20 protein-coding genes and 2 pseudogenes are annotated in these 18,972 nt (G+C 38.3%); 7 read left to right on the top strand and 15 right to left on the bottom strand.

What is annotated here, in order from left to right; all coding sequences use genetic code 11:
- Positions 1–181: 181 nt before the first annotated feature.
- Both SAZ04_RS03955 and SAZ04_RS03950 read right to left on the bottom strand, forming a co-directional pair.
- Positions 182–373: pseudogene (locus SAZ04_RS03955) on the bottom strand (winged helix-turn-helix domain-containing protein); the annotation flags it as partial.
- Positions 374–411: 38 nt separating this feature from the next.
- Positions 412–558, bottom strand: coding sequence for a YycC family protein (locus SAZ04_RS03950; protein WP_332691351.1), 147 nt, complete (start codon positions 556–558; stop codon positions 412–414).
- A gap of 743 nt (positions 559–1,301) precedes the next feature.
- Here SAZ04_RS03950 and SAZ04_RS03945 point away from each other — a divergent pair.
- Together SAZ04_RS03945 and SAZ04_RS03940 are read left to right on the top strand one after the other, a co-directional pair.
- Positions 1,302–1,796, top strand: coding sequence for a L,D-transpeptidase family protein (locus SAZ04_RS03945; protein WP_332691348.1), 495 nt, complete (start codon positions 1,302–1,304; stop codon positions 1,794–1,796).
- 102 nt (positions 1,797–1,898) lie between these two features.
- Complete coding sequence (locus tag SAZ04_RS03940) at positions 1,899–3,044, top strand: acyl-CoA dehydrogenase family protein (RefSeq protein ID WP_332691345.1); 1,146 nt, start codon at positions 1,899–1,901, stop codon at positions 3,042–3,044.
- 339 nt (positions 3,045–3,383) lie between these two features.
- Here the strand turns inward: SAZ04_RS03940 and SAZ04_RS03935 are convergent, their stop codons facing one another.
- The 4 genes from SAZ04_RS03935 to SAZ04_RS03920 form a co-directional block, all read right to left on the bottom strand.
- A complete protein-coding gene (locus SAZ04_RS03935; RefSeq protein ID WP_332691342.1) occupies positions 3,384–4,055 on the bottom strand; it encodes a methionine ABC transporter permease in 672 nt (223 codons plus the stop codon).
- Position 4,056: 1 nt separating this feature from the next.
- Positions 4,057–5,070 (bottom strand): methionine ABC transporter ATP-binding protein, encoded by a 1,014-nt coding sequence (locus SAZ04_RS03930; protein ID WP_332691339.1) that lies wholly within the window; start codon positions 5,068–5,070, stop codon positions 4,057–4,059.
- 68 nt (positions 5,071–5,138) lie between these two features.
- Complete coding sequence (locus SAZ04_RS03925) at positions 5,139–5,957, bottom strand: MetQ/NlpA family ABC transporter substrate-binding protein (RefSeq protein WP_332691336.1); 819 nt, start codon at positions 5,955–5,957, stop codon at positions 5,139–5,141.
- Between the two features lie 26 nt (positions 5,958–5,983).
- Entirely contained in the window at positions 5,984–7,066 is a 1,083-nt protein-coding gene (locus tag SAZ04_RS03920) for an iron-containing alcohol dehydrogenase family protein (RefSeq protein ID WP_332691333.1), read from the bottom strand.
- 492 nt (positions 7,067–7,558) lie between these two features.
- Between SAZ04_RS03920 and SAZ04_RS03915 the strand changes: the two genes are divergently transcribed.
- The 4 genes from SAZ04_RS03915 (at position 7,559) to deoD (ending at position 10,498) form a co-directional block, all read left to right on the top strand.
- On the top strand, positions 7,559–7,924 hold the full coding sequence (locus SAZ04_RS03915; protein ID WP_332691330.1) for a Na-translocating system protein MpsC family protein: 366 nt from the start codon (positions 7,559–7,561) through the stop codon (positions 7,922–7,924).
- Positions 7,925–8,099: 175 nt separating this feature from the next.
- Positions 8,100–9,107: a sodium-dependent bicarbonate transport family permease gene (locus SAZ04_RS03910; protein WP_332691327.1), complete on the top strand. Its 1,008-nt coding sequence runs from the start codon at positions 8,100–8,102 to the stop codon at positions 9,105–9,107.
- Positions 9,108–9,128: 21 nt separating this feature from the next.
- Entirely contained in the window at positions 9,129–9,659 is a 531-nt protein-coding gene (locus SAZ04_RS03905; RefSeq protein WP_332691324.1) for a carbonic anhydrase, read from the top strand.
- 134 nt (positions 9,660–9,793) lie between these two features.
- Positions 9,794–10,498, top strand: a complete 705-nt coding sequence (gene deoD, locus SAZ04_RS03900) for a purine-nucleoside phosphorylase (RefSeq protein ID WP_332691321.1) — start codon at positions 9,794–9,796, stop codon at positions 10,496–10,498.
- Between the two features lie 196 nt (positions 10,499–10,694).
- On the opposite strand, the gene SAZ04_RS03895 is transcribed toward deoD, so the two are convergent.
- From SAZ04_RS03895 to SAZ04_RS03855, 9 genes are all read right to left on the bottom strand, one after another.
- A complete protein-coding gene (locus SAZ04_RS03895; protein ID WP_332691317.1) occupies positions 10,695–11,996 on the bottom strand; it encodes a pyrimidine-nucleoside phosphorylase in 1,302 nt (433 codons plus the stop codon).
- Positions 11,997–12,083: 87 nt separating this feature from the next.
- Entirely contained in the window at positions 12,084–12,902 is an 819-nt protein-coding gene (locus SAZ04_RS03890; RefSeq protein WP_332691314.1) for a purine-nucleoside phosphorylase, read from the bottom strand.
- Positions 12,903–12,916: 14 nt separating this feature from the next.
- The gene (gene deoB, locus SAZ04_RS03885; RefSeq protein ID WP_332691311.1) at positions 12,917–14,101 is read right to left on the bottom strand and encodes a phosphopentomutase; all 1,185 of its coding nucleotides are present in this window, start codon (positions 14,099–14,101) and stop codon (positions 12,917–12,919) included.
- Positions 14,102–14,206: 105 nt separating this feature from the next.
- On the bottom strand, positions 14,207–15,097 hold the full coding sequence (xerD, locus tag SAZ04_RS03880) for a site-specific tyrosine recombinase XerD (protein WP_332691308.1): 891 nt from the start codon (positions 15,095–15,097) through the stop codon (positions 14,207–14,209).
- A gap of 18 nt (positions 15,098–15,115) precedes the next feature.
- The gene (locus SAZ04_RS03875) at positions 15,116–15,349 is read right to left on the bottom strand and encodes a YqzK family protein (protein WP_332691305.1); all 234 of its coding nucleotides are present in this window, start codon (positions 15,347–15,349) and stop codon (positions 15,116–15,118) included.
- Between the two features lie 194 nt (positions 15,350–15,543).
- Positions 15,544–16,002, bottom strand: a complete 459-nt coding sequence (gene fur, locus SAZ04_RS03870) for a ferric iron uptake transcriptional regulator (RefSeq protein ID WP_332691302.1) — start codon at positions 16,000–16,002, stop codon at positions 15,544–15,546.
- 184 nt (positions 16,003–16,186) lie between these two features.
- Entirely contained in the window at positions 16,187–16,825 is a 639-nt protein-coding gene (gene spoIIM / locus SAZ04_RS03865) for a stage II sporulation protein M (protein WP_431308952.1), read from the bottom strand.
- Between the two features lie 185 nt (positions 16,826–17,010).
- A complete protein-coding gene (locus SAZ04_RS03860) occupies positions 17,011–18,189 on the bottom strand; it encodes an endonuclease Q family protein (protein ID WP_332691296.1) in 1,179 nt (392 codons plus the stop codon).
- A complete protein-coding gene (locus tag SAZ04_RS03855) occupies positions 18,186–18,731 on the bottom strand; it encodes an NUDIX hydrolase (RefSeq protein WP_332691293.1) in 546 nt (181 codons plus the stop codon). Before SAZ04_RS03855 ends, SAZ04_RS03860 begins: the two co-directional genes overlap by 4 nt.
- Before the next feature lie 122 nt (positions 18,732–18,853).
- Here SAZ04_RS03855 and mciZ point away from each other — a divergent pair.
- A pseudogene (mciZ, locus tag SAZ04_RS23335) lies at positions 18,854–18,970 on the top strand (Z-ring formation inhibitor MciZ); the annotation flags it as partial.
- Positions 18,971–18,972 lie beyond the last annotated feature (2 nt).

Below are 18,972 nucleotides of genomic sequence, written 5' to 3'. Positions count from 1 at the left end.
ATTTATTGGATTTTAGAAAGAAAGATAAAGGCATAAGAGAAACCCCACTTGAAAAAGTGGGGTTTCTCAACAATCTGAGCATCCATTAAAGGATGCTCTTTTTCTTGTTTAGGACTTGATTAAAATCGTACTCATTTTATTAGCTCAGTACGAAAATAATTATCCTTATCGAACGATGCTTTATGCACTTTTTTGCGTTATAGCATCGTTCGTTCCATACTCTTTCATAAATTTCATGGATCGAGAAAACTCGTCCCCCATAGGTTACAAGTAATTCTACAATCTTGTATTCAATCGGTGTTAACTTCACTACTTCCCCGTACGCTGTTACCTCTTTTGCTGACTGATCTAATGTTAGTCCATTGATTTTAATTTTTCTTAGATATCTCTACCAAAGCGATAAGGAAACCGTTAGTTATCCTTTTTTTCTTCTTCTTGTAGCTCAGCAAGCTTTGCAAGTAGAATATGCTGTGGCATGTGCATAATTTGCTCAATTGGCACATTTAATGATTTAGCAAGTTTTTGAGCTGTCTCTGCAGATATTTGTAATGGTCTCATCTATGATCCTCCTCTATTGTTTATGCTCCTTTTATTAAAACATATAGATGTGAAGAGGTACAATAGCATATGAATCTAACTTTCTAAAGGAAACGAATCCATCACTAATTCCTCGCTTCCTTCACGTTGCCCAAAATATGATTATTGAAATAATGCCCCCTATTACCAGAATATAGAGTAACACTAACACAATTGCCCAATGTCGTAATAATTTCGATACATACTTCTTCATTAGAACACCTAACCAATCTTTTCATTAAACATGGTTTCCTTCAATGGGCTTCTTTACCTCGAGTTTTCATAAGAAACTGGACTCTTATCCTCTGCAAATGCTACTATTATTATTTGCATTTGCAAAGAATACATACTAAAAATAGAGCTACCTACTAAGGCAACTCAATTTTAAGGATGAATTAACAATTCTTCTCACGTTTGTTGCTAATTGAACTGCCCACTCCATATACTCTTGGCCTAGGAGTTCATCACAAATTCACCATTTGACATCATTGACTCATCCCCCCATTTAGCTTTTTAAAATAGAATTATTTCCATAGCTTGCTAATTTAACCGTCACTCCACAAAAATAGCACTTTAGTCTCATATAAACAACCTATGTAAAGGAACATTTCTTCTTCAACTTATATGCATAACTACGTATACCAAATAAGCTCCTTCCAATGTAAATCGTTCTATTAAAGTCAAGCATACATATGATAATACAAAATAGAAATGGAGGTTTTTTTATGATTCATACCGTTCAAGCAGGAGAAACGCTATTTTCCATTTCCGAAGATTACCGAGTACCTTTCCAAGTACTGATCGTCGCGAACCCAGGTATTGATCCCAACATTATCTTAGTAGGACAATCGATAGTCATTCCCGGTCTTCCCTCTCCAAATACAATCTCTTATTCCATTCATATTTCTCTAGCAAATCGAACTCTTACACTCATGTATCAAGATCAAATTCAAAAAGTGTACCCTGTTGGGGTCGGTAGAATGCTTCATGAAACGCCAGTTGGTGATTTTATCATTATTAACAAAGCGCCCAATCCAGGCGGCCCTTTTGGTACCATGTGGATGAGTTTATCAAAAAAATCCTACGGCATTCATGGAACAAATGATCCATCTTCTATCGGGCACTACGTATCACTTGGATGCATACGCATGTTCAATAATGATGTTGAAGAATTATCCCGAACCATTCCAATCGGTACGGCTGTATTCATTAGACCTTAATTTAAATGTTTGATTTCAAAATATTGATGAGGCTTTCCATTCTTTTATCTCTCACCCTTTATGATAAACTAATAAAAAACAATGAATGGGAGGATAAAATGAATGGATCTCCAAACAGCAACTACAACAGAGGAACGACAAGGCATTGTTAAACAAATAGCTGAAGCATTTTCTAAACGGGCAGAAAAACACGATGAAGAAAATTCATTCCCAATTGAAAATATTCTTGACTTAAAGCAAATTGGCTACCAATCTCTTACGGTCCCAAAAGCCTACGGCGGACTTGGTCTTTCTTTATCTGATTGGCTTCCATTACAAGAGATAATTGCTGAATTTGACGGGTCAACCGCCTTATCAATTGGGTGGCATATGGGCATCATTTCACAATTAACCGAGAAAAAAAGCTGGCCAAAAGAAACTTTAGATCAAGTTTTCCAAGATGTAGTACAAAAAGGCAGTTTGATCAATGCAGCTGCATCTGAGCCTGAAACTGGAAGTCCGACTCGCGGGGGAAAACCAACGACTCTTGCCAAGAAAGCTGCAAGTGGTTGGATCATTACCGGACGTAAGAACTTCACATCAATGGCTCCTGTACTTGATTATTTCCTCGTTTCAGCAACAATGGAAGATGGACAGGTTGGAAACTTCTTAGTTTCCCGCTCTGATAGAGGTGTTCGTATTAAGGAGACTTGGAATTCGATTTCTATGAGAGGGACGGCTAGTCATGACCTTCTTTTAGAGGACGTAGTAATCCCTGATTCCCACTTTGTTGAGACGATAACCCCTGGAAACAAAGGTCCTGCTGGGTGGCTCTTACATATTCCTTCCTGTTACTTAGGTATTGCGCAAGCTGCTCAAAATTTTGCTATTGAATTTGCCAGTATCTATTCACCGAATAGTCTTCCTTCACCAATTAAAGACCTACCAAATGTTCAAATGAAAATTGGTGAAAATGAAGCCGATTTGCTTCAGGCACGACACTTCCTGTATAGTGTTGCTGCAAAATGGGATACAAGTTCCGAACAACAGAGGCAGCAATTGCAACCTGAACTTGGCGCTGTTAAATATCAGATTGTAAACACAGCTAATACTGTTGTAGACCGAGCTATGCGTGTCGTTGGTGCCCAAAGTCTGTTTAAACAAAACCCTATACAGCGATATTATCGTGATGTTCGCGCAGGTCTGCACAACCCTCCAATGGATGATGGGACACTGCTCTTACTTGCCTCTCATGCATTCAAGCAATAAATAGATAAAGGTCTGATCCATTATACTAAACAGATCAGACCTTAATTTTCACAGCTAACTTTGGATCATTTTGATGAACGATATGCGACAATTGGTAAATTCGTTTGCTTGCGAAGCCAACAATTTTCTCCAAAGTTAGAGACCGGTAGATCAGGCGCGAAGCTACTTCTGATATCGCCTGCTCTGTCCCTTCTCTCGATGCTAATTTTGTTTTATCTTTGAAAGTAGGATCAGTCAGATAGTTTCCAAGACCCCTTTATCTAAATGATCCTTCGCTAATTGCTCCCATTGTTCAGGTGATCTACATCCAATCTTTCGAGACAATTGCCTACACCTCACTTAATCCTTCTTCAATTTAGAAGCAAAACGATTTCCAAGTGATTGAATGCCTTGAACGAGAATGATTAAGAGAATCACTGTTGCATACATTACTTCTGGCTCATAACGAAGGTGACCAAATCGGTATGCTAAGTCCCCTAACCCTCCGGCTCCAACAAGTCCGGCCATTGCAGTTGCTCCAATTAATCCAATCGTAGCAATCGTAAGACCGAGGATAAGTGATGGACGAGCTTCACGAACCATCACATGCCAAATGATATGTCTTGTTTTAATTCCCATTGCTTCGTACGCTTCAAGAACGCCTTTATCAACTTCTAGTAAAGCTGATTCCATCAAACGAGCAATGTAAGGAGCTGTATACACAACAAGTGGCACAATAACCCCTTTAACTCCCATTGACGTTCCGACAATAAACTTTGTAAAAGGTAAAATAAAGAACAGTAAGATAATGAATGGAATTGATCGGGTAATATTTATCACAAAATTTAATATTTGATATACGTATTTATTATCTAAGCTTTTATTGGGTCTTGTTAAAACTAACAATGTACCCAAAGGAAGGGCAATGATAATCGATATGACCAGAGAAATTGACACCATTTGGAACGTTTCAATTGTCGCCTTCCAAATAGGATCTCCCCAACGATCAAAGAACTCTGTTACTTGTATCATCCTACAAATTCACCCTTTCTACATGTACGCCTTCTGCTTCTAAATAAGCAATTGCTGCACCTGATTGATCTTTTGTTCCTTGTAAGTGAATTACCATTCGACCATATGGCTCATTTTTTAATTGAACGATATTCCCAGATAATATATTCGTGTAGACATCATATTTTTTTGCCACTTCTGCAAGAGCTGGCTTTCCCGTAGAATCACCGACAAACGAAAGCCGAATGACTGGACCTTGTTCACTTAGAGAACTAACCACTTCTTCGGGGATATCCTCAGGAAATAAACTATTAATAAATTTCTTTGTTGTCACCGATGTTTCTTTTGAGAAAATATCAATGACTTTGCCTTCTTCAATCACACTTCCATTTTCCATAACGGCAACGCGATCACAAATCTTTTGTACAACATGCATCTCATGCGTAATTAGAAGGATCGTGATCCCAAACTCTTTATTAATTTTCAACAAAAGACTCAAAATCGATTCTGTCGTTTCTGGATCAAGTGCACTTGTAGCCTCATCACTTAATAAAACGTCCGGCTCATGAGAAAGAGCACGTGCAATTGCTACTCGTTGTTTTTGTCCACCTGATAATTGTCCTGGATATGAATCAGCTTTCTCTTCTAACCCAACGACTGCTAAGTATTTTTTTACTCGATCAGCTATTTCTGTTTTGGCGATACCAGTTAACTTTAATGGAATCGCAATATTGTCATAGACAGTTGCTGTCTTTAAAAGGTTAAACCCTTGAAAGATCATTCCGATGTTTTGACGTGCTTCGCGAAGTTTATTCGTTGATAGTCCTGTCATTGTGATGCCATTAACGACAATTTCCCCTTCGCTCGGTTTTTCTAACATATTTACACATCGGATAAGCGTACTTTTCCCAGCACCACTATAGCCAATTACTCCGTAAATTTCCCCTTTTTTCACATGAAGCGAAACATCATCTAACGCCTTTACATTTGTTTTTTTAGAGGCAAATGTTTTTGAGACATGCTTCAATTCGATCATATTCGACAACTCCTTAATAGAAAAGAGGGCGACTTAAGTAGTCACCCGCTTCTCTTCCTAATTTCACCTTACCATGAAGCTACAACTGAACCAGCAAATTCTTTCTCAATGAATTGTTTCACTTCTTCAGATTGATAAATGTCAATAAACTTTTGTACAACAGCATCATTTTCGTTCTCTGTTCGAACGGCAAGTACATTCACCCATGGCGAATCACCTGGTTCAATGTAAATAGAATCTTCTGTTGGTACAAAACCATGCTCAATGGCAAAGTTTGTGTTAACTGCAGCTGCCGCTAACTCATCTAATTGTCTTGGAATTTGAGATGCTTCTAACTCGATAAATTCTAAGTTATGTGGGTTGTCGGTAATATCGTTTACTGTTGCTGCTACTCCAGCATCTGGATCAAGCGTAATTAAGCCAGCTAGTTCAAAAAGTATTAGAGCACGAGCCCCATTTGTTGGATCATTTGGCAAAGCCACTTTATCGCCTTCTTGTAATTCAGCTACATCACTTACAGCAACTGAATAAATTCCCATTGGAAAGTTAACAGTTGTAGCTACATCGATAAGATCTAAGTTACGATCTTCTTTAAAGTTATCAAGATAAGGTTTATGTTGGAAGCTGTTTAAATCAAGTTCGCCTTCGTCAAGAGCCACGTTTGGCATGACATATTCAGTAAATACCTTTACGTCAAGCTCAAGACCTTCTTCAGCAGCTAGTTCTGAAACTTTTTCCATAATTTGCTCATGCGGGCCAGCTGTTACACCTACTTTTAATTTATCTTCAGGCAATTCACCAGTGCTAGTGTCTCCATCGCCTCCACCGCAAGCTGCAAGACCAATCATTGTTAATGCTGTTAAAGCAGAAATTAATACTTTTTTCATGTTGTTCTCTCCTACTTTCTTTCTCTCTAGTTATTATTATATGCTTCAACGGTTTCTATCCCGCGAATAACATCATACGTTGTATATGAATCGCCAATAAAATGAATCGATTCATTTGGCTGGAGTGTTCCATCTGCAATTTTTTCAATCACGTTCTGTTCCGTTCTAAGCCCGAGCTCTTCTAATGAAACAGGCAACCCGATTTCTTTATAAAAAGGCAGAAGTGATCTTAATTCTACGTGTTCTTCTTCAAGAGCTAATTGTACAAGAATTCCATATGCCACTTTTTCACCATGAAGAAATCGATGTGTCTCTTCAAACTGTGTTAATGCATTATGAACAGAGTGTGCACCTGCAATTCTACCATACTCATCACCAAGTCCACCTACAAGCCCACCAGCCATTATATTCGTTTCGATAATGGTTAGCAAGGAATAGCTAACCTCTTTCTCATTTAGAGTTGCTAATGCTTGTCCACTTTCTTCAAGGAGAAGATTCTTACAAAGTTTAGCCGTTTGTAAAGACAACTGAACAGGTACTCTCTTTTGATCTAAGAGTTTCGTTAGTGCTCTTGCTTCATACCATTTAGCCAACGTATCGCCTATTCCAGCGCGAAGATACTCTATAGGTGAGGCCGCGATCACTGTTGGTTCAACCAGGACGATCCAAGGGTTTTTCACAAATTGCGAATACTTGAGGTAATCACCTGACTCTGTATAAATGACACTTAACGGAGTCCAAGCCGCACATTGCGAAGCGAGAGTTGGAAGCAAGACAACAGGAACATTCAATTGATTTGCCGTAGCTTTTGCTAGATCCATCACTTTCCCGCCACCAAGACCAATGATAACGTCACTTTGACTCGCCTGAGCTATTTTTTGCAAACGATCGATTTCATTAATTGAGCATTCCCCACTATATTGTTCGAAACAAACACCTACATTTTCAAATGCAGGTAGCTTATTTTTAGCAGCACAAAGCGACTTGATCCCATGAACCAATAATGCCTTTTCTACTTTCCCCTCAATAAGTAATGATTCCAAACGTTCGTATGCCCCTACCTCACATACATAGTAACTTGGAGAAGCCTGTACGTTAATCGATTTCACTGTACCTTCCCCCCCACTCTTATTCGTTACTCTTTAGAACATTAGCAGAAAAAACCAAGAAGATAAGTTGATTTTAGCTCATCGTTCAATATTATAAATAACAATTATGAAGAAGACAAATGTTATTTCTTGGATCTATCTGAACATGCACAACATACATGATTCTACCATTACCGAGCTATTGGGAAAAGGAATTAAACTTACAGTGGTTGTTCAAAACTTTTATTAATCATCCAAATAAAGATTGACACTTTTTAAAACCCAAGTTATGATTCATTTAATCCATGTTCCGAGAGATCAAACGGGAAAAACTTGAACCTGTCTCCTTTAGCATACAATTGATAAAAATCGGTTGTTTGAAAAAGGAAAACTCTTCAAGATTTTAACGTTACGGTAATTCGGCGTATTTCTTCAACGTTACTTTTGAAGAGATATGCCGTTTTTTTATGTAATATATAATAAGATAAAGTGAAATTTGGAGGCGGTAACTTCATGATACAAACAAAAGGTACAGTAGAAGCGACAATATCAAAGGCGTTAACTCAATGGGAGAAGGATTTCTTAGGGAGAGGTTCCGTATCTGTTAAAACGGATATAATACGAGATATGGTCATAGTCTCGTTAAAAGGTGTCTTGACCCCAGCTGAATACGCCCTTTGTCAAAAGGATGAGGGGAGATTATCTATAAAGAAAATTCGCTCTGAGCTCGTTGAATCAGGACGTGAAACATTAGGTGAATTAATCCAACAACTAGTGAACGTAGAGGTTATTACATTTCACACTGATATCAGTACAAAAACAGGTGAACGCATCATGGTATTCAGACTGACAAGTGACCTAGAAAGAACGTTAAATTAAACAAAATATGGGAGACCTTTGAAGAGAATCATAAGCTCGTTAAAGGTAAACCGACAATTGTTAGTTCTGTATCGTCTTACATAGGCGAACGGTTCTACTGATTGTCGGTTTTTTTGTTGCTTGGAGGTAGATCAATAAATGGAACTACCACTTAATAAAAGGAGGAATTGAAACGATGTATGAAATTATCATCCAAAACTTATTATCACCAGTAGTCTTGTTTTTTGTTCTAGGACTATTGGCAGCACTAGTGAAATCTGATTTAAAAGTCCCAAATGCGCTAAATGAAACACTTAGTATCTTTCTTCTCATTGCCATTGGGTTAAAAGGAGGGATTGAACTTTCCAAATATACATTAGCAGAAGTCATAAGTCCTGTTATCGCCACCCTATTTCTTGGATCAATCTTGCCAATTGTAGCACTTCTTCTCTTAAAGACGATTAAACTTGATAAAAAAAATGCCGTTGCTCTAGCTGCCACGTATGGGTCAGTAAGCATCGTTACGTACGGAGCTGCCATTTCTTTTCTTGACCATACTGGAACGACTTATGAAGGATTTATGAATGCAATGGTTGTGTTAATGGAAAGTCCAGCTATTATCATTTCGTTATTATTGCTAAAAGTAATGGATCAAAACAAAACGGATGCAGTTGCATACTCTTCCAGAAACATTGCTTTTACATCACCCCTAACATCTTTCATTGATAAAGATGTTTTAAAAGAAGCATTGTTTGGTAAAAGTATCTTGCTTTTACTTGGAGCCCTTTTAATTGGCCTAATCGCTGGAGAAAGTGCTATTCCTACTATTCAACCATTGTTTATTGACTTATATAGTAGTGTTCTTATTCTATTCTTGCTTAGCATGGGCCTCACTGCCGGTGAACGCTTGCCTGAGATTCGAAAGCATGGTTTCCAGTTAGTGCTGTTTGGAATCATCATGCCCATTGTCGGAGGAGCGTTAGGTGTTCTTGTCGGAAATGTCATTGGGCTGTCACTCGGAGGAATGACATTAATGGGGGTACTTGCAGGCAGTGCTTCCTATATTGCTGCACCAGCTGCCTTACGTACATCGGTACCAGAAGCCAATCCATCTGTTTACTTAGGACTTGCACTTGGCATTACGTTTCCATTTAATTTAATTATCGGAATTCCACTCTATTATCAATTTGCCCAGTGGCTATAATCTCAACGAGGAGTGATTGAAATGTTAAAAGGAATGAATGAAACGAATTCAATGAAAAAAATACTCGTGATTACTGATATCAAACATGAATTTCAACAACAGTTACCTAAATTATTAAATATGGAAGCTTCGAGGTTGCTTGTTCTCTCAAGTGTCGGTGCATCTATTACTCAGCCATATGGTTGTCTAGTTCGAAATATACTCTTAGAGATCTACCAACAAAATATTGAACAAATTTATTTAATCGTCCCAAAGGAACATACAAGTCCTAAGTTTAATCAAACAATCTTACTAGACAAGTTTGAAAAAGATGGGATTGATCAAGGGCTCCTTCATGCTCTTAATTATAGTAGGATTGTTAAAGAAGACATACTCTCATGGCTGAAAGGGAATGAAGTTGATGGCGAAGCAACATTAAAACAGAGTCTCAACTTGTTAAAAAAACACCCACTCATTCCAAAACGTGTGAGCATTTCGGCTTATACGATGAACGTAGAAACAGGAAATCTAATTGAGATTGAATTAGAAGATACTGAAAAAGATATTTGCTAACGTCAAAAAATAGGAGGGTGACGAAAAGGGAAAATACACAAAGTCACCCCTCTCAATTTGAGATGTCCACTGTTTATGTTATAGTAATGAATGAATCATAACCTCTTGATACAGAGGCAATAGGAGGACATTTTATGAGCGTACATATCGGAGCAAAACAAGGTGAAATTGCAGAAACCATTCTACTCCCAGGAGATCCACTGCGTGCAAAATATATTGCTGAAACGTTTTTAGAAGATGCAGTTTGTTATAACGAAGTAAGAGGGATGTTAGGTTATACAGGCACATATAAAGGAGAGCGTATTTCCGTCCAAGGAACAGGAATGGGAGTGCCTTCAATTTCTATCTATATTAATGAATTAATGCAAGAATACAATGTGCAAAACTTAGTTCGTGTCGGAACTTGTGGGGCCATTCAAAAAGACGTAAAAGTTAGAGACGTTATTTTAGCCATGAGTGCGTCAACTGATTCGCAAATGAATCGTCTAACTTTCGGTGGTGTCGATTATGCTCCTACAGCGAATTTCGACCTTTTAAAGAAGGCATATGACGTCGGTGTTGAAAAAGGCTTACATTTAAAAGTAGGAAATGTCTTTACTGCTGATATGTTCTATAATGACAATGGAGAGCTTGAAAAGTGGGCTAAATACGGTATTCTCGCTGTTGAAATGGAAACAGCTGCTCTTTATACAATTGCAGCGAAGTTTGGTAGAAACGCTTTATCCGTGCTAACTGTAAGTGATCATATTTTAACTGGTGAAGAAACGACATCTGCGGAGCGCCAAACGACCTTTAGCGATATGATGGAAGTTGCACTTGACGCTGTTACAAAAAAATAAAGATTACTCACTTGCAGATGATGCTAATTAGGCTCGTCTGCAAGCTTTCTTGTATTACTAACCACATTGTGCTTTCACTTGCAGTAACGATTGATTTACTCGCCGTAAAGCTAGTTTTACTCACCACAAATCTCCGCTTACTAGTCTTGTAACGTAAAAAAAACAGACAAATCAGTCTGCTTTTTCTACCATTTTCTTAATGAATCTCATCATAAATTAGTGTTGGCTTCTTGACTTCTCCATCAGTAAATGAATAAGCCTCCATCACCATATCTATAACACTTTTTGTATTTTCATTATTTGTATGTAACGTTGCAATCGAATCACCAGTAGAAACCACATCACCTACCTTCTTATTCAAGACTATCCCAACAGCCAAATCAATATCGGATTCTTTCGTTGCCCGTCCAGCTCCGAGTAACATCGCAGCCGTCCCAATCTTATCTGCTACAATAGCAGAAACGGTGCCAGCTCGAGTTACTTTGACTTCGATTTTATAGTTGGCTTCTGGTAGCTTCTCTGGATGATCCACAATCGTTGGATCACCATTTTGGGCTTGAATAAACGTCTTCAGAACTTCCAGCGCTTCTCCATTAGCGATAACGTCCACTAACTTTTGACGCGCCTCATTTATTGATGATGCTTTTTTAGCTAAATAGACCATATGACTACCAAGTGTTAAGCACAACTCCCGTAAATCCTCTGGCCCCTCTCCTTTTAACATAGCAATTGCTTCTTTTACTTCAAGTGCATTGCCGATTGTTTGGCCAAGTGGCTGATTCATATCAGAAATTATGGCCATCGTATCACGACCAAGATTTTTTCCGATCTTAACCATCGCTTCTGCTAGCTCTTTTGATTGTTCGAGTTCTTTCATAAATGCGCCTGAACCTGTTTTAACATCTAGAACAATCGCATCTGCTCCAGAAGCGATTTTTTTACTCATAATGGAACTCGCAATTAATGGAATCGAGTTCACCGTTGCTGTTACATCTCTTAATGAATACAGTTTTTTATCTGCAGGTGTAAGATTTCCAGTTTGCCCAACAACAGCTAGCTTATTTTTATTTACAAGTTCTGTGAATTTTTTCGTATCAATCTCTACACTAAAGCCTGGAATCGCCTCTAGCTTATCAATCGTTCCACCAGTATGACCTAAGCCTCGTCCAGACATTTTAGCAACCGGTACTCCTACCGCTGCAACTAATGGTGCAAGAGCGATCGTCGTTTTATCCCCGACTCCCCCCGTCGAGTGTTTATCAACCTTTATCCCTTCAATCGCTGATAAATCAATTTGATCACCTGATTCTACCATCGCCATCGTTAATTCTGCACGTTCAGCTGTTGTCATATCTTGAAAGTAAATTGCCATTGCAAACGCTGAGATTTGATAATCAGGAATATCTCCATTTGTATAGCCTTCAATGGCAAAACGAATTTCCTCTTTCGATAACTCATGACCATCTCTTTTTTTCTCAATTAAATCAACCATACGCATATTCCCACAACCTTTCCGAATGGAATAAACCGTTCCTTACACCTTTGAAATCATTTCTTTTTTGCTTTAGCTTACGAAGGCCACTTCTTACATTTCTTTCACGATAGCCTTAACAAGTGATAAAAATTCGAATTTTACACGTTCAGTTGTTTCAATGACTTCATCATGTGTAAGCGGTTGAGGTAAGATACCAGCTGCCATATTTGAGATACATGAAATTCCGAGTACGCTAAGCCCTGCATGACGAGCAACAATCACTTCCGGAACAGTTGACATACCGACTGCATCTGCACCTAACGTGCGAAGCATTCGAATTTCAGCCGGAGTTTCATAAGTAGGACCTGTGTTTCCAACATACACACCTTCTTGAACCTTAATCTTTAACTTTTCTGCTTGATTACGAGCAAGCTCACGGAGGTCTTCACAATACGCGCTTGACATATCTGGGAAACGCACACCAAATTCTTCATTATTTGGTCCAATCAACGGATTTTGTCCCATATTATTAATGTGGTCTTTAATGACCATCAAATTGCCTGGCTCATATGCTTCATTAACGCCACCAGCTGCGTTTGTTACGACAACTTGACGAACCCCTAATGCTTTCATAACTCGAACTGGAAATGTTACAACATCCGTGCTATATCCCTCGTAGAAATGAAAACGTCCTTGCATTGCCATGACTTGTTTTCCTTCTAACATACCGAATACAAGTTGACCATCATGTCCTGCAACGGTTGATACCGGAAAGTTCGGAATCTCACCATACGGAACCTTGATGGGATTTTCAATTTCTTCTGCAAGCACACCTAGGCCGGAACCTAAAATTAACCCAATCGTCGGTGCTTCTCCCATTTTCTCACGTAAATATGAAGCTGTTTTTTCAATTGTTTGTACATCAGTCAAAACAAATTCCTCCTTTATGAAAGTTCATGTAAAAAACTAGTTCCATTATTCGGCAGTTTCACATTAAAATTCTCCGCAACCGTAGCTCCAACATCAGCAAATGTTTGTCGGATACCGAGATTTTTCGCTTCTGTCTGTTTTTTGTTATAAACAAGTAGTGGGACAAATTCACGGGTATGATCTGTTCCATGATGAGTTGGATCATTCCCATGATCAGCTGTAATGATTAATAAGTCTTTCTCTCCTAATTCATCAATTACCTGCTTAAGCTGTTGATCAAATTGCTCTAGTGCTTTACCATACCCAATCGGATCACGACGGTGACCATAAACGGCATCAAAATCAACTAAATTTAAAAAAGTGAGACCTATAAATGACCTACGAACGGTTTCAAGAAGCTTTTCCATCCCATCATCATTTGAAACGGTCCGAATGGCTTCCGTGATACCTTCGCCGTCATATATATCGGAAATCTTTCCAAGGGCAATTGAATCGAAGCCATTATCAGCAAGCTCGTTCATTACAGTACGGTCAAATGGCTTTAACGCATAATCGTGTCGGTTCGCCGTTCTCTTCCACTTTCCGTTTTCCCCTACAAACGGGCGCGCGATAATTCGGCCAACCATATATTTCGGATCAAGCGTAATCTTGCGTGCCTTTTCACATATATCATATAGCTCGTCAATTGGCACTACATCTTCGTGAGCAGCAATCTGCAACACAGAATCTGCAGATGTGTACACAATAAGATCACCAGTTTTTACATGTTCTGCTCCAAGCTCATCTAGTATTTCTGTTCCAGATGCGACTTTATTGCCGAGCATCTTTCTGCCCCATTGCTTTTCTAATTCTTCGACCAGTTCTTTCTGAAATCCATCAGGGAACACTTGAAAAGGTTCTTTAATATAAAGACCCATAATTTCCCAATGACCTGTCATTGTATCTTTCCCGCTTGACGCCTCTTGCATTATTCCATAATCAGCAAGAGGGTTTGCCACTTTTTCGACTCCCTGAATCTCGCGAATGTGACTTAAGCCTAGCTGTGCCAAATTAGGCATCTTGAGGCCCTTCATCCTTTCTGCAATATGACCTAGTGTATCAGAACCTATATCACCAAATTGTGCCGCATCGGGAGCTTCTCCTATCCCAACAGAGTCCATTACAATTAGAAAAATACGATCATAACGATAGTTACCCACTGCTTAATTCCTCCTTTTTCCTACTTATTACTATGCCCAATTTTCCCCATCAATTAAAAAGCTTAAGTTGTCAGAAGTCTGACCTCTTTATGAGACATGAAAATTCTATGCCCTTGGATGATATTGAGCATAGACATCTTTCATTCTTGCTTTTGTTACATGTGTATAAATTTGAGTTGTAGATATATCCACATGCCCCAACATTTCTTGTACCGCTCTAAGATCAGCTCCATTTTCAAGCAAGTGCGTCGCAAATGAGTGTCTTAGCGTATGGGGGGTTAAGGGCTTCTCTATTTTTGCTTTTATCGCTAATTTTTTGAGAATCTTCCAAAATCCTTGTCTTGAAAGTGGTTTGCCGTGATGATTCACAAATAAAACATCGTGACGATTCTTTTTCATTAATGATAACCTGCTATGTTCTAAATACGATTGTAACGCTTTCGTCGCTTCACCGCCGAGTGGAATAATGCGTTCTTTATTTCCCTTTCCAATACACCTGACAAACCCCATCGTCAAATGAGTATCGATTACGGTTAAATTGATTAACTCTGATACCCGCATTCCTGTTGCATATAGCGTTTCTAACATCGCCCGATTCCGGATTGAGAATAAATCATTACCAGATGGAGCAACAAGCAATGCTTCTACTTCTTGCATCGATAAGATTTTAGGTAACCGCTTTGTACGCTTGGGAATATCTAAATGGACAGATGGATCCTGATCGGCTAACTTTTCACGAAGAGAAAATTGATGAAATGCTCGAATCGAAGCAATGGTTCGAGCAATGGTTGTTTCTGCTCGTCCCTGTTCTTTCAAAAAATATAGGTACTGTACGATTGTTTGTCGATCAATCTCATTTATCTCATTTTTGTTTTCAACATTCTTAACGTACAAATCATACTGTTTTAAATCACGTTGATACGACTGAATTGTATTCTGAGCTAAGCCTCGTTCTACTTGTATGTAATGCAAAAATTCGTTTATTTCATGTTCCACCTGTATCGCCCCTACCCATTATTCTCCTTCTTGATAGAACAACATTAAACGATCAATCCAAGAAGAAGAACTCGTACCACTCTTCTCCATCTGAAACACTTTAATAGCTTTCCCTTGCGGTTCATCATAGCGATGATAACTTTCATATTCTTGGCTTACCCATAGAATACCATAATAGAAGAGAAGTGTGCATCCCATAAATAAGAGAAACACTTTTATTGTTTGAATCGCTAAACGAAACCAAGATCTCATGGGACATCCCTCACTCTAACCTCTTTTTAACAAGCTATGCCAAAAACTACCCGGAATATACCTATTTAACGAGGCTTTCCTTAAGTTTTCTACAGCAATCTGGATCCGTTTTTTTACTATCAAAAATAAAAAAGAGCCATCTCTATCAAATAAAGAGTTGGCCTCATTCAGTGTGGTCATACAATGATTCTGATTTATTCCTCTGAACGCTTGTCTTTATCATGACAACGATGACATACTCCATGAAAGGTTAAACGATGATCCTTAATTTTAAAATTCCAATCACGTTCAACAACCTCTTCAACATCACCTAATAAGTCCTCTTGAATTTCATCAACAGCTCCGCATTCAATACAAACGAGATGATGGTGAAAATGAGCTGCACCTTCTTGGCGCAAATCAAAACGCGATACACCATCACCGAAATTTATTTTATCAACGATTTTCAACTCCGCAAGCAATTCAAGTGTACGATAAACCGTAGCTAGTCCAATTTCAGGTGATTTTTCTTTTACGAGGAGGTAAACATCCTCTGCACTTAAATGATCTTCTTCATGTTCAAGCAACACTCTTACTGTAGCCTCTCGCTGTGGCGTAAGCTTGTAGCTTTGTGAGTGCAGGTGTTTTTTTATACGTTCCAGTCGTTTCTCCATTCGTCGTTCCTCCCCTCAAGCGATTTACCTCCTCTCATTATAATCATTCAAAAAAACAGTGTCAATCGATAATGATTATTGTTTATATGGACACAATAATTATTTTTTAATAATAATTATAAATACTTTTCAACAAAACCTGGCAGTGGCTCCGCTCATTGGTCTCTAGATTGTTCAAAATCTCTTAAACCATAGAGTCAATTACTAATCGCATGAGAACTGGTGATACATACGCTTCAAAGGCAGATGCAAATGCGAGTGCAGAGCCTACACATAAAATGAGAAGAGAATATTTAAGAAATTGAGGGAAAATTGGCATATTCGTACGCTTCATAAATTGTTGGCGAACCATTTTCAAACAAAACGAAATACTAGCTGTTCCCACAATAATGAAAGCTGGTACTAAAATGAAGTTTTGCGGCATGATCGATACGAATGATAAGAAAAACCCTGACATCCCCATTTGATTGACAAGAAAGCCAACTGTAAAACCAACAACAACACCTTTTAAAAAGAGAAGGATGAGTATAACCGGCAAACCGATAATCGATAAACCCAAAATCCACATTAGGCCAAAATATTTTGCATAATGAGCAAAACTCTGGCTAAAAATGGCAGACGATTGAGCAAGTTCTCCTTCTTGAACATGTCCAAAAAATTGATTCAAGTACATATATAAATCATGCTTTTGCGTTAAGCTTAAGCTATTAACAACGATTGCTCCAAAGACAATGCCTATTAAAAATAGGACTGTCGTAAATACATAAATCGTTCGGTTCTCTTCCAAATGGATCGCTACTGTCTCTCTTAAACCGTACTTCATCATGCCAAGACCTCCTCTTTTGCTCTTACTTCACTCTATGAGACAAGTCCGAAATCTATGACTATGATCGTCTATTAATTTCCATATAAATGAGAACAGAGAAGGTGCTTGAATTCTTAGCATACCTCCATTATAAGTAATTGAATGAAATTCAGATGTATTTTTCTCAGGTTATCGAATAAGACTCATGAATTATTATTGCGTTCTATTTTCCCATAGACTCCACCGCCACCTGCTTTAATAGAGATAGTACCTTCACGTGCAGCTAGTATCGCTTTAGCTATAGATGGTTGAACTACTTTTATTAACTCCTCTTCAGAAACATCGTGGATAATCGACATATCTGTTCCAAAATACTTTCTAAGCTTTTGAATTGTCTTCTTCCCTAATTTCGGTATGAATTCTAATGGGACTTGATGAATGTAAGGCGGGCGTTCTATTTGCACGCTCCTACGAGAAGCCAATTCTCTCAATCGTTCAAATACACCTTTAATAACTTTCGTAGATCCACATTGAGTACATCTTTTCCCATCAATCTGCATGGAACACTTGGCACAAATGGTACGATAATATTTACCTAGCAATGGGTTCAAGCCATAATTGCCGATAATGTTTCGACCTCTTAATTGGGATAAAGCCAGTTTCAACTCTTCAAATGAAGGACAATTCATTCGCACAATTTGATATTCTCTTGCCATTTTCTCTAGTGAATGGGCGTCTGAATTAGTCAGAAATGAATATTGGTGTAATTCTTCTAATTGATCTGCCATTATCGTGTCACTGCTTAACCCAAGCTCAATTGCATCGATTAGGGCTGGGTCAAAAACCTCTGTTAAGCTACGTGTTACGCCTTTTCCATACAAGCTTTTAAATGGAGTAAACACATGCGCTGGGATAAATAATCCGCTTAATTCTTTCACCTTCATTTGAAGGATTTTCGCATTCTCATATATTCTTTGCGAACTTAAAGAAGGATTTTTCATTCTTTTTGCTAGCCAAAGACTAAATTCTTTCATCGATTCAATTGTCGGCAAATAACATAAGACATGAACTGGCCCCTGACAATTTTCATCAAAAAGTTCAATTTCTGTTCCAAGAAGTAACGTAACCCCTGGGTATCGAATTCCTCCACCTATTAATGGCACTGCTTCTCCATTTTCGATATCTTCATCTAACTCCTTTAATACTTCTTCCACATGGCAATCAATCACACCCACCATGTCAATTCCCTTTATTTCTACCGCATAGCGTATAATAGATTGTAAGGTCAAAGAAGGAGCAGCTGTTATCTTAACTGCTGCTCCTAAACGTGTTCTTCCTATATGAGTATGTAAGTCTGCAACATAAGAACGGAACTCAATCACAAATTCTCCAACTTTCTCATTTTTAAAAATTGAACAGCGTAAGCAGTCTTTGCATCATGAATGATTTGATCTTTTATCATCTGTTCAGCTTCTTCTAGTGTTACCTCTAGAATATCAAGGAATTCATCGTCATCCATGTTCGTTTTTCCTTTTTCTAACTGGTTGGTCCAATACATGTATATTAGCTCATCAGCAAATCCTGGGGATGTATAAAAGGAAAGAAGCAACTCTAGTTTTTCTGTTTTGTAGCCAGTTTCTTCTTCAAGTTCTCTCTTAGCCGAGTCAAAAGGATTTTCACCTGCTTCAAGCTTACCAGCTGGAATTTCTACAATTGTCTTGTTAAGAGCTTTCCGATATTGACGAACAAGGACTAGTTTTCCCTCTTTTGTAATTGGCAAAATCGCTACAGCTCCTGGATGTTTCACAAGTTCCCTCGTACTCGTTTTCCCATTAGGAAGCTCAACTTCATCAACCTGCAAGTCAATCACTCGACCTTTAAATATTTCCGTCGTTTTTAATGTTTTCTCATATAAATGGTCCATAATCTCCTCCAGTTTTTCATTTCTAACATTCTAAAACAGGCCGAAAAATAAGTTTTTGTACTTTTTCTTCATACCCCTTCATAGAAGTGTAGCATATCCTAATTTGAAAGGACGAGCAGCCAATGAAAATCTACATTCATCAGAACGGTGTCATTCTGTCTGGGAAAGCATGGGAGATCCAAGCTAAATTAAAGCAAATGCGAACGTCCTTTGATACATTGGACGAATGGATAGAAGCTGT

This window comes from Halalkalibacter lacteus (assembly GCF_036663595.1).
Lineage (GTDB): Bacteria > Bacillota > Bacilli > Bacillales > Bacillaceae_D > Halalkalibacter > Halalkalibacter lacteus.
This window is presented reverse-complemented; position numbering and strand designations above follow the sequence as displayed.